This is a genomic window from Streptomyces sp. NPDC047706 (genome assembly GCF_043204795.1).
Classification (GTDB): Bacteria; Actinomycetota; Actinomycetes; order Streptomycetales; family Streptomycetaceae; genus Streptomyces.
The window spans coordinates 17,007-30,610 of the sequence record NZ_JBIDCW010000036.1; the positions used below are offsets into that span (position 1 = coordinate 17,007).

Genomic DNA, 13,604 nt, shown 5'->3' on the forward strand with positions numbered 1-13,604 from the left:
CATGCCTGCGCATGACAAATGTCAGACGCCCGGCGCAGGGGGAAAACGCCGAAGGCCCCGGTCATTGACCGGGGCCTTCGCAAAGAGAGCGGACGACGAGGCTCGAACTCGCGACCTCAACCTTGGCAAGGTTGCGCTCTACCAACTGAGCTACGTCCGCATGCACCCCGATCGTCGGCCTGAAAGAGAAGCCATCGATCGGTGCGAGCACCAGCCTACCTGATCCACAAGAGTGGTCCGGACGGCGATGCAGAGCGGGTGACAGGAATTGCACACTGCGCCTTCCCCCTGGAAGGGGGATGTTCTACTACTGAACTACACCCGCATGTACTCCGTGAGCTGGGATTTTTTCCTCCCCGCCCGGCGGCGTGCTCCAGACTCTAGCTGATCACCCGGGGTGCTGTGCAAGTCGGTTGCACCGGGCGGCGGCTGAGCGCCCGTCGGGGCCCGGCCCACGGAGTCGGTTCGGGCGGCCGGGCTCACTGCGCCGCGGTGAACGCCTCGTAGACCTTCTTGGGGATGCGGCCCCTCGCGGGTACGTCCATCTTGTTCGCCTGCGCCCAGGCCCGCACGGCCGCCGGGTCCGGGGCGACCTCCGTCTGCCGGTAGGCCTTGCCCGACCTCGACCGCTTGCGGCCGGCGTCCACGTAGGGCGCGAGCGCCTTACGCAGCTTCTTGGCATTGGCTTCATTCAGGTCGATCTCGTACGACTTGCCGTCGAGTCCGAAGGCGATCGTTTCCGCCGCTTCCGAGCCGTCGATGTCGTCAAAGAGAGTGACCACGACCTTCTGCGCCACGAATATCGGTCCCTTCGTACGGCATGTCTATCCAGCTCAGCTGGGACCTCATGCCGAGTGTCGGCTTTTGCCAATTCATTTGTACAGTGCCCGGCAAAGCATTGTGAAGCCCGACTAAATCTCTCCGCGTGTCCCGACGCAATAGCTCTCGCGGGTGGATCTCGCATCTTTCCCGGAACTTTTCGTGAACGCGCTCTGTCGATGCATGACTGTGACCATCGATCCGTAGCTTCCTACAACTCTACCCGCGTAGAAATTTTGTGCGGGTAGTCTGAAGGAACCTGCTCAGCACCACACACCGGGAGTGCCAGTGGCACGCGTCGTAGTCGACGTCATGCTCAAGCCGGAGATCCTCGACCCCCAGGGCCAGGCGGTGCAGCGCGCACTGCCGCGCCTCGGTTTCGACGGCATCTCCGACGTACGTCAGGGAAAGCGATTCGAACTGGAAGTGGACGGACCGGTCGACGAGGCCGCGCTCGCCCGCATCCACGAGCTCGCGGAATCCTTCCTCGCCAACACCGTGATCGAGGACTTCGCCATCAAGGTGGAGGAAGTCGCGGAGGCCGCCAAGTGACCGCTCGTATTGGCGTCGTCACTTTCCCGGGCAGCCTCGACGACCGGGACACGCAGCGCGCGATCCGTATCGCCGGCGCCGAACCCGTCGCCCTCTGGCACAGGGACAAGGGCCTCAAGCAGGTCGACGCGGTGGTGCTGTGCGGAGGTTTCTCCTACGGCGACTATCTGCGCGCCGGCGCCATCGCCCGCTTCTCGCCGGTGATGGAACCCCTGATCGAGCAGGCTAAGTCCGGACTGCCGGTGCTCGGCATCTGCAACGGCTTCCAGATCCTCACCGAGGCCCACCTGCTGCCAGGCACGATGCTGCGCAACAACCACCTGCACTTCATCTGCCGCGACCAGAAGCTGCGGGTGGAGAACGACCGGACCGCCTGGACCAGCGACTACAGCGCCGGCCAGGAGATCCACATCCCGCTGAAGAACATCGACGGGCAGTACGTCGCCGACGAGCGCACCCTCGACGAACTGGAGGCGGAGGGCCGCGTCGCCTTCCGCTACCTGGACGTCAACCCCAACGGGTCCCAGCGCGACATCGCCGGCGTCACCAACGAGACCGGGAACGTCGTGGGCCTCATGCCGCACCCGGAGCACGCAGTCGAGTCCCTCATCGGCACCGGCCGCACCGACGGCCTGCCCTTCTTCACCTCGATCCTCAAGAAGCTGGTCAACGCATGAGCAGGACGCCTCTGGACACGGTCGAGCACGCGGCCGCGACCCCCGACGTCGAGCTGCCCTGGGCCGAACTCGGCCTGAAGAAGGACGAGTACGAGCGCGTCGTGGAGATCCTCGGCCGTCGCCCGACCGGCGCCGAGCTCGCCATGTACTCGGTGATGTGGTCCGAGCACTGCAGCTACAAGTCCTCCAAGGTCCACCTCCGCCAGTTCGGCGAGAAGGCGCCGCAGAGCGACGCGCTGCTGGTGGGCATCGGTGAGAACGCCGGTGTCGTGGACGTCGGCCTCGGCTACGCGGTCACCTTCAAGGTCGAGTCGCACAACCACCCGTCGTACGTCGAGCCCTACCAGGGCGCGGCCACGGGTGTCGGCGGCATCGTCCGCGACATCATCGCGATGGGCGCCCGCCCGGTCGCGGTGGTCGACCCGCTGCGCTTCGGCGCCGCCGACCACCCCGACACCAAGCGCGTCCTGCCCGGCGTCGTCGCCGGCATCGGCGGCTACGGCAACTGCCTGGGCCTGCCCAACATCGGCGGCGAGGTCGTCTTCGACTCCTGCTACCAGGGCAACCCGCTGGTCAACGCCGGTGCCATCGGCGTGATGCGGCACGAGGACATCCACCTCGCGAAGGCGTCCGGCGCGGGCAACAAGGTCATCCTCTACGGCGCCCGGACCGGCGGCGACGGCATCGGCGGCGCGTCGATCCTGGCCTCCGAGACCTTCGACGACGCCAAGCCCTCCAAGCGCCCCGCCGTCCAGGTCGGCGACCCCTTCCAGGAGAAGCTCCTCATCGAGTGCACCCTGGAGGCGTTCGCCGAGAAGCTGGTCGTCGGCATCCAGGACCTGGGTGCCGCAGGCCTGTCCTGCGCGACCAGCGAACTCGCCTCCAACGGCTCCGGCGGCATGACCGTCGTCCTGGACGACGTACCGCTGCGTGACTCGACGCTCTCCCCCGAGGAGATCCTGATGAGCGAGTCGCAGGAGCGGATGTGCGCGGTCGTCGAGCCGGGCAAGGTCGGCCGCTTCCTGGAGATCTGCGAGAAATGGGACGTCATCGCCACGGTCATCGGTGAGGTGACCGACGGCGACCGCCTGGAGATCTACTGGCACGGCGAGAAGATCGTCGACGTCGACCCGCGGACCGTCGCCCACGACGGCCCGGTCTACGAGCGCCCGTACGCCCGCCCGTCCTGGCAGGACGCCCTCCAGGCCGACGACGCGAACAAGCTGCCGCGCCCGGAGACCTCCCAGGAGCTGAAGGACCAGGTCCTCACGCTGGTGGCGTCCCCGAACCAGGCGTCGAAGAAGTGGATCACGTCCCAGTACGACCACTTCGTCCAGGGCAACACCGTCCTCGCGCAGCCCGAGGACTCCGGCATGATCCGGATCGACGAGGAGACCGGCCTGGGCGTGGCCATCGCCACGGACGGCAACGGCCGGTACGCCAAGCTCGACCCGTACAAGGGCGCCCAGCTGGCCCTCGCGGAGGCCTACCGGAACGTGGCCACGACCGGCGCGAAGCCGCTCGCGGTCTCCGACTGCCTGAACTTCGGCTCGCCCGAGGACCCCGCGGTGATGTGGCAGTTCGCGGAGGCCGTGCGCGGTCTGGCGGACGCCTGCCGGCAGCTGGGCACGCCCGTGACCGGCGGCAACGTCTCGCTCTACAACCAGACGGGCGAGGCGGCCATCCACCCGACCCCGGTCGTCGCGGTCCTCGGCGTGATCGACGACGTGGCGCGCCGCACGCCGGTCGCCTTCCAGGAGGAGGGGCACCTTCTCTACCTCCTGGGCGACACCCGGGAGGAGTTCGGCGGCTCGGCCTGGTCCCAGGTCGTCCACGACCACCTCGGCGGACTGCCGCCCGAGGTCGACCTGGAGCGTGAGCGCCTGCTGGCCGAGATCCTGATCTCCGCCTCCCGCGACGGCATGATCGACTCCGCGCACGACCTGTCGGACGGCGGCCTGATCCAGGCGGTCGTCGAGTCGGCACTGCTCGGCGGCAAGGGCGCCCGCCTGGTCGTCCCCGACGGCCTGGACGCCTTCACGTTCCTCTTCTCCGAGTCCGCGGGCCGCGCCATCGTCGCGGTCCCGCGTTCCGAGGAACTCCGCTTCACCGACATGTGCGGCGCCCGCGCCCTTCCGGCGGCCCGCGTCGGTGTCGTCGACGGCGACACGGTGGACGTCCAGGGCGAGTTCACGCTCACCCTGGCAGAGCTGCGCGAGGCGCACGAGGCGACGATTCCGGCGCTGCTCGCCTGAGTTCCCCCGGCACCTGCAGTGAAGGCCCCGCCCCGTCGCCGGAGCGGGGCCTTCCCGTGCGGGCGCTGTGCTGCCGGTGGCCCCGGTAGCCTTGGCTGAAGCCGGAGATCACGGGTGACGGGGGAGCGGTGAAGGTACCTGACCGCGTGCGAGAGCGCGCGAATCCGGTGCCGCGTCTGGTCCCCGGCGAGTGCTTCGTGTCCTTCCACACCTACGCCGACAAGCTGATGGCACCCGGGTACGGGAAGGTGTTCCGCGCGTACGGCACCGGCCGTCGCCGCTGCACGCACGTGCGGCTCCCGGCGCCCTCGGCCTTCGCCGCTGACTAGGCTCCCGCCATGCCCCCGGCCAAGAAGCGCCCCCGCGCCTACGACCCCGTCAAGACCCGTGCTGCCGTCCTCGCCCAGTTCGGCGAGGTCCGCCGGGCCGTCCCCGGCCTCACCCCGGAGCAGCTCGCCCTGCCCACCGGCCTGGGCGACTGGACCGTACGGGACCTCGTCGCGCACATCGGGATGGCCCTCACGGCCGTCAGCCGCCTGCTCGGTGAGCCCGAGCCCGCACGGCAGGACGCCCGGCCGACGGACTGGCCCGCCGCCATCGCCGCCGACGCGCCCGCCATCGCCGGCACCGCGCACCGCCTCGCCGGGGACCACCCCGACCTGGACGCGTACCTCGCCGACGCGGAGCGGCGTTTCACGGCAGGCGTCGACACACATCCGGGCACCCGCCTGCTCCCCACCGGCGCGGGCGCGCTCCCCCTGGCCGACTACGTCGTCACCCGCACCGTCGAGCTCGTCGTGCACACCGACGACCTGAACGCCGCCGTGCCCGGGCTGGACATCCCCTGCGACCGGCAGGCCCTGGCCGCGGCCACCCGGCTGCTCGCCGACACGCTCGCCGCGAAGGCCCCCGGCGGTTCGACCGAGGTGCGGATCCCGCCGTACGCCGTGGTGCAGTGTGTCGAGGGGCCGCGGCACACCCGTGGCACCCCGCCCAACGTGATCGAGACGGACCCGCTGACCTGGGTCCGGCTCGCGACCGGACGCCTCACCTGGGCGGACGCCGTAGCCGGTGCGAAGGTGAGCGCCAGTGGCGGACGGGCCGATCTGGAGAAACTCCTTCCGCTGCTGGCCTGAGAGGGGAACCGATCACCCCACCCGACCCGTCGAATCGGCATGTACAGGAAGAAGCAGAGCATCACCCTCACCGCGGCCCTCGCCCTCCTCCCGTTCGCCGTCGCCTGCGGCAGTGAGCAGGCGGGCAGTACGACGGCCGACGCCCGGGAGCCCGTCACGGGCGTCCACTGGAGCGTCGACAGCGTCACCGTCGACGGCACGCAGCACGACGCCCCCGCCGACGCGCACGTCACGATCGACGACAGCGGCAAGGCCGAGGGCAACTACGGCTGCAACCACTTCAGCGCGCAGGCCTCCTTCGACGGCGACCGCCTGCGGCTGGGCGACGCCACGGCGACCGAGATGGCCTGCGGGGAGAAGCCCATGACCTTCGAGAAGAACCTCGCCCGCACTCTCGCCGACGGCCCCCTGAAGACCGAGGTCACCGGCGAGCGCCTCACCCTCACCACGGACGCCGGCGACACCGTCCGCCTGACGCAGGAGGAGCCCGCCCCGCTGTACGGGACGAAGTGGACGGTCACCAGCCTCGGCAAGGGCGGCCCGGACGGCGCCGCGGAGCCCCTCCCCCAGGGTGCCGAGGGCAAGGCGCACCTCACCTTCGACAAGGACGCCGGCACGGTCAGCGGCCGCCTCACGTGCAACAAGGTGACAGCCGAGGCCACCGTCCGCGACGGGCGCATCACCCTCGGACCGGCGTCCACCACGCGCATGATGTGCGAAGCCTCACTCATGGCGGAGGAAAAGCGCCTCCTGCGGCTCTTCGACGGCACGGTGAGCTTCCGCCTGGACCACCGCAGCCTCACGCTGACCAGCGAAAACGGCGAGACGGTGACGGCGATCGCCGCGAAGTGATCCGTTACCGCCCGGTATCCCCAATTCGGACCAGTGGACGACCTCGCCTACACTCGGTGGCGTGCCACGTGGTGACGGTCGACTCAATCACGATCTGCTTCCCGGCGAGAAGGGCCCCCAGGACGCATGCGGCGTCTTCGGTGTCTGGGCGCCAGGCGAAGAGGTCGCAAAGCTCACGTACTTCGGGCTCTACGCCCTCCAGCATCGGGGCCAGGAGTCCGCGGGAATCGCGGTCAGCAACGGCTCCCAGATCCTCGTCTTCAAGGACATGGGCCTGGTCTCGCAGGTCTTCGACGAGACCTCGCTCGGCTCCCTCCAGGGTCACATCGCGGTCGGTCACGCCCGCTACTCCACAACCGGTGCCTCGGTGTGGGAGAACGCCCAGCCGACGTTCCGCGCCACCGCGCACGGCTCCATCGCGCTCGGCCACAACGGCAACCTGGTCAACACCGCCCAGCTGGCCGAGATGGTCGCCGAACTGCCCAAGCAGGACGGCCGTACCACGCGGGTCGCCGCCACCAACGACACCGACCTGCTGACGGCCCTGCTGGCCGCCCAGGTCGACCCCGACGGCAAGCCGCTGACCGTCGAGGAGGCCGCCCCGGTCGTACTGCCGCAGGTCAGGGGAGCCTTCAGCCTCGCCTTCATGGACGAGAACACCCTGTACGCCGCCCGTGACCCGCAGGGCATCCGCCCGCTGGTCCTGGGCCGCCTGGAGCGCGGCTGGGTCGTCGCCTCCGAGTCCGCGGCCCTCGACATCGTCGGCGCCAGCTTCGTGCGCGAGGTCGAGCCGGGCGAGTTCCTGGCCATCGACGAGAACGGCCTGCGGACCTCCCGATTCGCGGACGCGAAGCCCAAGGGCTGTGTCTTCGAGTACGTGTACCTGGCCCGCCCCGACACCGACATCGCCGGCCGGAACGTGTACCTGAGCAGGGTCGAGATGGGCCGCCGCCTCGCCAAGGAGGCGCCCGCCGATGCCGACCTGGTCATAGCGACCCCGGAATCCGGCACCCCGGCCGCCATCGGCTACGCCGAGGCCTCGGGCATCCCCTTCGGTGCGGGTCTGGTGAAGAACGCGTATGTCGGACGTACGTTCATCCAGCCCTCCCAGACGATCCGCCAGCTCGGTATCCGCCTGAAGCTGAACCCGCTGAAGGAAGTCATCAAGGGCAAGCGGCTGGTCGTCGTCGACGACTCGATCGTCCGCGGCAACACCCAGCGCGCCCTGGTCCGCATGCTCCGCGAGGCGGGCGCCGCCGAGGTGCACATCCGGATCTCCTCGCCGCCGGTGAAGTGGCCCTGCTTCTTCGGCATCGACTTCGCCACCCGCGCCGAGCTCATCGCCAACGGCATGACGATCGACGAGATCGGCACCTCGCTCGGCGCCGACTCCCTGGCGTACATCTCCATCGACGGCATGATCGACGCGACCAGCATCGCCAAGCCGAACCTGTGCCGCGCCTGCTTCGACGGCGAGTACCCGATGGAGCTCCCCGACCCCGAGCTGCTGGGCAAGCAGCTGCTGGAGACGGAGCTGGCGGCCGGTCCGGCGGCCACGGCCGCGGCCGACGCGATCCGCCGTCCGTAGGCACCCAAGCCTCGTATCACCAACCCGAAAGATCCCAGGCAATGTCTGCTGCAGACAATCAGTCGCCTTCGGCGACGGGTCCTGTCACCGGTGCCTCCTACGCGGCTGCCGGTGTCGACATCGAGGCGGGCGACCGCGCGGTCGAGCTGATGAAGGAGTGGGTGAAGAAGACGCAGCGCCCCGAGGTGCTCGGCGGCCTCGGCGGCTTCGCCGGCCTCTTCGACGCCTCCGCCCTCAAGCGCTACGAGCGCCCGCTGCTCGCCTCGGCCACGGACGGTGTGGGCACCAAGGTCGACGTCGCCCGCCAGATGGGCGTGTACGACACGATCGGCCACGACCTGGTCGCGATGGTCATGGACGACATCGTGGTGTGCGGCGCCGAGCCGCTGTTCATGACCGACTACATCTGTGTCGGCAAGGTCCACCCGGAGCGGGTCGCCGCCATCGTGAAGGGCATCGCCGAGGGCTGTGTGCTGGCCGGCTGCGCCCTGGTGGGCGGTGAGACGGCCGAGCACCCCGGGCTGCTGGGCGCGGACGACTTCGACGTCGCCGGCGCCGGAACGGGCGTGGTGGAGGCCGACCGGCTGCTCGGCGCGGATCGCATCCGAACGGGTGACGCCGTCATCGCCATGGCGGCCTCCGGTCTTCACTCGAACGGGTACTCGCTGGTCCGGCACGTCCTGCTGAACCAGGCGGGCCTGTCCCTCGACGTGCACATCGACGACCTCGGCCGCACCCTCGGAGAGGAGCTCCTGGAGCCGACGAAGATCTACTCGCTGGACTGCCTGGCGCTCACCCGCACCACCGAGGTACACGCCTTCAGCCACATCACCGGTGGCGGCCTCGCGGCCAACCTGGCCCGTGTCGTCCCGGACGGCCTGCACGCGGTCGTCGACCGTTCCACCTGGACCCCGGCACCGGTCTTCGACCTCGTCGGCACGACGGGTGAGGTCGAACGCCTGGAGCTGGAGAGGACCCTCAACATGGGCGTCGGCATGATCGCGATCGTCCCGGAGGAGTCCACCGAGGTGGCCCTGGCGACACTGGCCGACCGCGGGGTGGAGGCATGGGTCGCCGGAGAGATCACGGACCGCGGCGAGCACACCACGGGCGCGGCCCTGGTGGGTGACTACGACAGCTGAGCCCCGTGCGGGCAGCACAGAACCCGGTCGGTAACCAGGGGTCACCGACCGGGTGAGTGCTCAGTGCAAGGTCAAGCGCCGCGACGATGTGAGGACTGGCCTTCCTCGTCCTCGTCGTCGTCCTCATAGAGGTCGGCGTACCGTGCGTACAGGTCGTCGTCGTGCTCATCGTCCTCGAATTGGTCACCGTTCGTGTTCGGTGACGTATTCGCAGTCGATGCGCCCAGCTCCTCGGCCAGGCGTGAGAGGTCCGTCCCACCGCTGTTGTACTTCAGCTGGCGGGCGACCTTCGTCTGCTTGGCCTTGGCCCGGCCGCGCCCCATGGCTCGACCCCCTCAACGACGGGGCTCGACGGCCCCAGAGTCTTGACACGCGTTCATGATCCGGAACGGGCTCTCCGTGGAGAGACCGGTCCGTAGGGCTTCCACGGTACCTGAGCCCGCGCCCATACGGTACGTCGCCCGCAGCACGCGCGTCTGCCCAGAACCTTCGAGGCGCCCCGTCCTCGCTGGTCAGTGGCGATTTTAACCACTTATCGGCGGACGACCCGCCGGTCGAAGTGAGAGTTCTCTCCAACTGTCCACCGGCAGGTACCGCTCAAACCCCCGGACGAGCCCCGCGGAACGTCACCATCCGCGGGCCGTACGGGCCTCCGCCATCCGCTGCTCGGCGATCCGGTCGGCCGCGGCGGCCGGCGGAATCCCATCGGCCTTCGCACGTGCGAATATGGCCAGCGTGGTGTCGTAGATCGTCGCGGCCTTCGCCCTGCACCGGTCGAAGTCGAAGCCGTGCAGTTCGTCGGCGACCTGGATGACGCCGCCGGCGTTCACCACGTAGTCGGGCGCGTAGAGGATCCCGCGGTCGGCGAGGTCCTTCTCGACACCCGGATGGGCGAGCTGGTTGTTGGCCGCGCCGCACACCACCCGCGCGGTGAGCACCGGCACGGAGTAGTCGTTCAGCGCCCCGCCGAGCGCGCAGGGGGCGTAGATGTCGAGGCCGTCGACGCGGATCAGCGCGTCCGTGTCGGCCACCGCCGTGACCGCCGGGTGCCGGTCGGCGATCCGGCGCACGGCCTCCTCGCGCACATCCGTGACGAAGACCTCGGAGCCCTCCGCCATCAGGTGCTCCACCAGGTGGTGGCCGACCTTCCCGACGCCCGCGATGCCGATCCGGCGGCCCCGCAGCGACGGGTCGCCCCACAGGTGCTGGGCGGAGGCGCGCATGCCCTGGTAGACGCCGAAGGCGGTCAGGACGGAGGAGTCGCCCGCCCCGCCGTGCTCGGGGGACCTGCCGGTGGTCCACCTGCACTCGCGGGCCACGACGTCCATGTCGGCGACGTAGGTGCCGACGTCGCAGGCGGTGACGTACCGGCCACCGAGCGAGGCCACGAAGCGGCCGTAGGCGAGCAGCAGCTCATCGGTCTTGATCCGTTCGGGGTCACCGATGATCACGGCCTTGCCCCCGCCGTGGTCCAGCCCGGCCATGGCGTTCTTGTACGACATCCCGCGCGCGAGGTTGAGCGCGTCGGCGACGGCCTCTGCCTCGTTCGCGTACGGGTAGAAGCGGGTACCGCCGAGGGCAGGGCCGAGGGCGGTGGAGTGAAGGGCGATCACGGCCTTCAGGCCGCTCGCGCGGTCCTGGCAGAGCACGACTTGCTCATGTCCGCCCTGGTCCGAGTGGAACAGGGTGTGCAGTACATCAGCAGGTGCGCCGGTTACGTCGGTCACGGTGGTGACTCCTGAGGCAAGAAGCGGCGATGGGAGGGGTCCCGTGCGGGTGGCGGGGCCTGTGAGCACGAGATTAGAGCCTCCGGGCCCCGCCGACCGAGCAGTGCTCAGGATCACCTCCGCACGGAGTACGTCCGTGCGACGATTTGCATAGTTTTCCCGCACGTTTGTGGGCGGGTTCCGCAGGTTTCCCCGGCAGGCGGCGGGGGAGGGAGCAGGCGTGCCCAAGGTGTCCTCGGTGATCGTCCCGTATGCGGCGTACCTGCGCGTGTACGAGCCGCTGGCCGCCTTCACGGAGCCGGAGCGCGCTCACTGGGCGCGCTACGCCCGCCGTTGCGACCGCCCCTCGTACCAGGTCGAACTTCGCCGTTCCCTGGCCGACTTGCTGCCCACCCCGCCGGTGCCGGTGCCGGTGCACGAGAGCAGTGACGCCTTCGTGCTGGAGGCCGACGGCGTGGTGCACATCTGCCCGTGGCGGACCCGGCTGCGGGGCTGGCAGGCGCTCGGTGACCTCGGGGAGGAGCTCGCGCCGCCCCTGCTGGACGCGGTGCTGCCGCCGGTCCTGCGCCATCAGGCGACACAGGACTACGAGCGGTGGCTGGCCGGCAACCCGGACGCCCGCCCCTGGATCCGCACGGCGACCTGGCAGGTGCCGCTGAACTGGTTCGTACTCGTCTCCGACGAGGAGCGGGAGTACGACAAGGGCTCCGGGGGCACCGACGACGCCCCGCCCGTGCTGCGCTACCGCACGCCCATGGTCCAGGCCCGCCGCCGGGTGGCCCGTGGCCTGCGCACGCTGCGCAACGCCATGGACGAGGGACCGCTGATCGACGGCCTGGTGGACGTCGGGCGATGGCTGGAGGAGTTCCACCCGCGCTCGCTGGTCGAGCTGGACTACGGCGGGCTGGTGCACGCCCTGCCGGCCGGTGACCTGGAGGGCGATCACTCGGCGGCCGACGTGGCAGAGGGGATCGAGGCGTTGCGCACCGGCGACGGGGCCGCGGCGGGCGAGGCGTACGCGCGGCTGGTGGAGCGCTGGCGGTCGGTACGAGACCTGCGTTCGGCGAACTGACGTACTGTTCCGTGACGTACCTTACGGGGCGTCAGCAAGGGATTCAGAGCCAGATCTGGGCGTATGCGTCAAGAGTGTGATGCATGCGACAAGGGTGATGGAGCGCACGTACATGACTCTTGCGTCCCTTGCCCATCCTCATGCCAAAATAGGACAAGGAGTCCGGGGAGGACTCTGTCCGTCCCAGTGTGCTCAACTATGGGCGGAATCCACGTATTGCGTGCTTTGGGGGGTCTGATGACTCCTGATCGCCCTGTGACTGATCGTCACGGTGGCGTAACTGTCCGCTATGGCATGGTCCATCGGCATCCGTCGCTGATGAACACCTGGGAGGGCAATTCCATCGGTTTGGCCGACGCGGCTGGACAGATGGTGTAGTTGTAGTGCCGAGGACAAGCCGTTCGTCCTATAACCGACTCGACTCGCGTCCGCCATTTCGGGCAACGCGGGTCAAGGTGCAGAATTTAGAGGAAAGAACCGAGAAGGTTCGGTTCTCCCGAGGAGGCCGCTCATGACCGCTCGCACCCCTGATGCCGAGCCGCTGCTGACCCCGGCTGAGGTCGCCACGATGTTCCGCGTCGACCCGAAGACGGTCACGCGGTGGGCGAAGGCCGGCAAGCTCACTTCCATCCGTACGCTCGGCGGGCACCGCCGCTACCGCGAGGCTGAGGTGCGCGCTCTGCTCGCGGGCATCCCGCAGCAGCGCAGCGAGGCCTGAACAGCTCAACAACTGGGCAAATCGGCTGGTCCCCCAACCTGCCGAGGCGTCCGAAGCCAAGCTCCAAGCGACGTGGGTTCTGCCCCAACAGGGCCCTCGCCCAGAGCCTTCGGGCAACTGACAGGGTGCGTCGTCGATCGCGCTGGACTCCGCCGGGTCCAGCGCGATCTTTTTTGTGCGCGGGGTGGTGAGTCCGTGGGCGGGCTTGTCGGAGTGTGGGGAGGGGTGTCGGGGCTGCTGCGGGCGGGCCCGTCCGGCAGTGCAATTGCACATATTAAATTGACCAGTTGTAGGAGACGGGTAAGTACCGCTGCTTCAGAAAATCATGCGGTGACTCCCGTCACATGCCAACGTGCTTGTTGCCTCTGCCCTATGTGAGGTAAGGGAGTTGGGGCCCAAGGACCACGGGGGCATCATGCGCCGGCGGGGCGCTCCTCCTCGGCGCTCTCCTCCGGGGCGTCCGTCACGAGCGGCGCGGAGTCCATGGCGAGGGCGAGGCGCAGCAGCCGATGGCAGATCGGGCAGCGCCGGGTCACATGCCGGTACGACGACGCGGCCGACAGATGCGCTCGGAGCAACGCCCGCGTCTCATGCCTCACCGATGCCGCCATACGCCACCTCCGGGGCCCAGCGGGCGTGGTGCCCTGGTTTCTGAGTACCGACCGAATGTGACGCCGTCAAGGCGGCGTAGCGGGCCACACGGGCGTGCAGGCGCCCCCGCACGCAAGGCAGCCCGGACTCCGCAGAACCCGGGCTCTCCCCTGGACGCGGGTCATGACTGAGGCCCGCTTCCCTTGGCGGGATGCGGGCCTCGGTCTTGCTGCGGTCCTGACGGGATTTGCTGTGTCGACTGCGGCTGCGCCGCGGGCGCGGCCTCCCGGGTGGCCAGGCCGCGTGGCGTGTGTGCGGGCGCGGTCATGACTGAGGCCCGCTTCCCTTGGCGGGATGCGGGCCTCGGCTTTGCTGCGGTCCTGACGGGATTTGAACCCGCGGCCTCCACCTTGACAGGGTGGCGAGCACTCCAAACTGCTCCACAGGACCAGGTTTCGCGGCGCGATTCCTGCGT

General features: G+C 69.3%; 14 protein-coding genes and 3 tRNA genes. 10 read left to right on the plus strand and 7 right to left on the minus strand.

The genetic code is table 11. From position 1 onward, the window contains the following. Window positions 1-87: 87 nt before the first annotated feature. From ACGF8A_RS31455 to ACGF8A_RS31465, 3 genes are all read right to left on the minus strand, one after another. Window positions 88-160 (minus strand) — tRNA-Gly (locus ACGF8A_RS31455). Between the two features lie 93 nt (window positions 161-253). Continuing rightward, window positions 254-325, minus strand: a tRNA-Gly gene (locus ACGF8A_RS31460). 154 nt (window positions 326-479) lie between these two features. Beyond that, entirely contained in the window at window positions 480-797 is a 318-nt protein-coding gene (locus tag ACGF8A_RS31465) for an Lsr2 family protein (RefSeq protein WP_365454801.1), read from the minus strand. A 310-nt stretch (window positions 798-1,107) separates the two neighbouring features. On the opposite strand from ACGF8A_RS31465, the gene purS reads away from it, so the two are divergent. The 8 genes from purS (at window position 1,108) to purM (ending at window position 9,021) form a co-directional block, all read left to right on the plus strand. After that, complete coding sequence (purS, locus tag ACGF8A_RS31470; protein ID WP_393113668.1) at window positions 1,108-1,371, plus strand: phosphoribosylformylglycinamidine synthase subunit PurS; 264 nt, start codon at window positions 1,108-1,110, stop codon at window positions 1,369-1,371. Further along, a complete protein-coding gene (purQ, locus tag ACGF8A_RS31475) occupies window positions 1,368-2,048 on the plus strand; it encodes a phosphoribosylformylglycinamidine synthase subunit PurQ (protein WP_393113669.1) in 681 nt (226 codons plus the stop codon). The genes purS and purQ overlap by 4 nt, the downstream gene beginning before the upstream one ends. After that, a complete protein-coding gene (purL, locus tag ACGF8A_RS31480; protein WP_393113670.1) occupies window positions 2,045-4,303 on the plus strand; it encodes a phosphoribosylformylglycinamidine synthase subunit PurL in 2,259 nt (752 codons plus the stop codon). The genes purQ and purL overlap by 4 nt, the downstream gene beginning before the upstream one ends. A 146-nt stretch (window positions 4,304-4,449) precedes the next feature. Further along, on the plus strand, window positions 4,450-4,632 hold the full coding sequence (locus tag ACGF8A_RS31485) for a hypothetical protein (RefSeq protein WP_393113671.1): 183 nt from the start codon (window positions 4,450-4,452) through the stop codon (window positions 4,630-4,632). A 9-nt stretch (window positions 4,633-4,641) separates the two neighbouring features. Then, window positions 4,642-5,439 carry a sterol carrier family protein gene (locus tag ACGF8A_RS31490; protein WP_393113672.1) on the plus strand — a complete coding sequence of 266 codons (798 nt, stop codon included), beginning with the start codon at window positions 4,642-4,644 and terminating at the stop codon, window positions 5,437-5,439. A gap of 39 nt (window positions 5,440-5,478) precedes the next feature. Continuing rightward, window positions 5,479-6,291 carry an META domain-containing protein gene (locus tag ACGF8A_RS31495; RefSeq protein WP_393113673.1) on the plus strand — a complete coding sequence of 271 codons (813 nt, stop codon included), beginning with the start codon at window positions 5,479-5,481 and terminating at the stop codon, window positions 6,289-6,291. Between the two features lie 61 nt (window positions 6,292-6,352). Beyond that, window positions 6,353-7,879 (plus strand): amidophosphoribosyltransferase, encoded by a 1,527-nt coding sequence (purF, locus tag ACGF8A_RS31500; protein ID WP_393113674.1) that lies wholly within the window; start codon window positions 6,353-6,355, stop codon window positions 7,877-7,879. 41 nt (window positions 7,880-7,920) lie between these two features. Further along, window positions 7,921-9,021: a phosphoribosylformylglycinamidine cyclo-ligase gene (gene purM, locus ACGF8A_RS31505; RefSeq protein ID WP_393113675.1), complete on the plus strand. Its 1,101-nt coding sequence runs from the start codon at window positions 7,921-7,923 to the stop codon at window positions 9,019-9,021. 71 nt (window positions 9,022-9,092) lie between these two features. Here the strand turns inward: purM and ACGF8A_RS31510 are convergent, their stop codons facing one another. Together ACGF8A_RS31510 and ACGF8A_RS31515 are read right to left on the minus strand one after the other, a co-directional pair. After that, on the minus strand, window positions 9,093-9,344 hold the full coding sequence (locus ACGF8A_RS31510) for a DUF3073 domain-containing protein (RefSeq protein WP_393113676.1): 252 nt from the start codon (window positions 9,342-9,344) through the stop codon (window positions 9,093-9,095). Window positions 9,345-9,647: 303 nt separating this feature from the next. Continuing rightward, complete coding sequence (locus ACGF8A_RS31515; protein ID WP_393113677.1) at window positions 9,648-10,748, minus strand: Leu/Phe/Val dehydrogenase; 1,101 nt, start codon at window positions 10,746-10,748, stop codon at window positions 9,648-9,650. A 220-nt stretch (window positions 10,749-10,968) separates the two neighbouring features. Between ACGF8A_RS31515 and ACGF8A_RS31520 the strand changes: the two genes are divergently transcribed. Together ACGF8A_RS31520 and bldC are read left to right on the plus strand one after the other, a co-directional pair. After that, a complete protein-coding gene (locus tag ACGF8A_RS31520) occupies window positions 10,969-11,820 on the plus strand; it encodes a hypothetical protein (protein ID WP_393113678.1) in 852 nt (283 codons plus the stop codon). 511 nt (window positions 11,821-12,331) lie between these two features. Continuing rightward, window positions 12,332-12,538 (plus strand): developmental transcriptional regulator BldC, encoded by a 207-nt coding sequence (gene bldC, locus ACGF8A_RS31525; RefSeq protein ID WP_003949541.1) that lies wholly within the window; start codon window positions 12,332-12,334, stop codon window positions 12,536-12,538. Between the two features lie 413 nt (window positions 12,539-12,951). On the opposite strand, the gene ACGF8A_RS31530 is transcribed toward bldC, so the two are convergent. Continuing rightward, window positions 12,952-13,149 (minus strand): DUF6274 family protein, encoded by a 198-nt coding sequence (locus ACGF8A_RS31530; protein WP_393113679.1) that lies wholly within the window; start codon window positions 13,147-13,149, stop codon window positions 12,952-12,954. Window positions 13,150-13,504: 355 nt separating this feature from the next. Then, window positions 13,505-13,579: transfer RNA gene (locus tag ACGF8A_RS31535), tRNA-Asp, on the minus strand. Window positions 13,580-13,604: the final 25 nt, after the last annotated feature.

Coding starts and splice junctions, on each gene's coding strand:
- bldC (WP_003949541.1), top strand. CDS start 12,332: ATGACCGCTCGCACCCCTGATGCCGAGCCGCTGCTGACCCCGGCTGAG.
- ACGF8A_RS31490 (WP_393113672.1), top strand. CDS start 4,642: ATGCCCCCGGCCAAGAAGCGCCCCCGCGCCTACGACCCCGTCAAGACC.
- ACGF8A_RS31530 (WP_393113679.1), bottom strand. CDS start 13,149: ATGGCGGCATCGGTGAGGCATGAGACGCGGGCGTTGCTCCGAGCGCAT.
- ACGF8A_RS31510 (WP_393113676.1), bottom strand. CDS start 9,344: ATGGGGCGCGGCCGGGCCAAGGCCAAGCAGACGAAGGTCGCCCGCCAG.
- ACGF8A_RS31495 (WP_393113673.1), top strand. CDS start 5,479: ATGTACAGGAAGAAGCAGAGCATCACCCTCACCGCGGCCCTCGCCCTC.
- purL (WP_393113670.1), top strand. CDS start 2,045: ATGAGCAGGACGCCTCTGGACACGGTCGAGCACGCGGCCGCGACCCCC.
- purM (WP_393113675.1), top strand. CDS start 7,921: ATGTCTGCTGCAGACAATCAGTCGCCTTCGGCGACGGGTCCTGTCACC.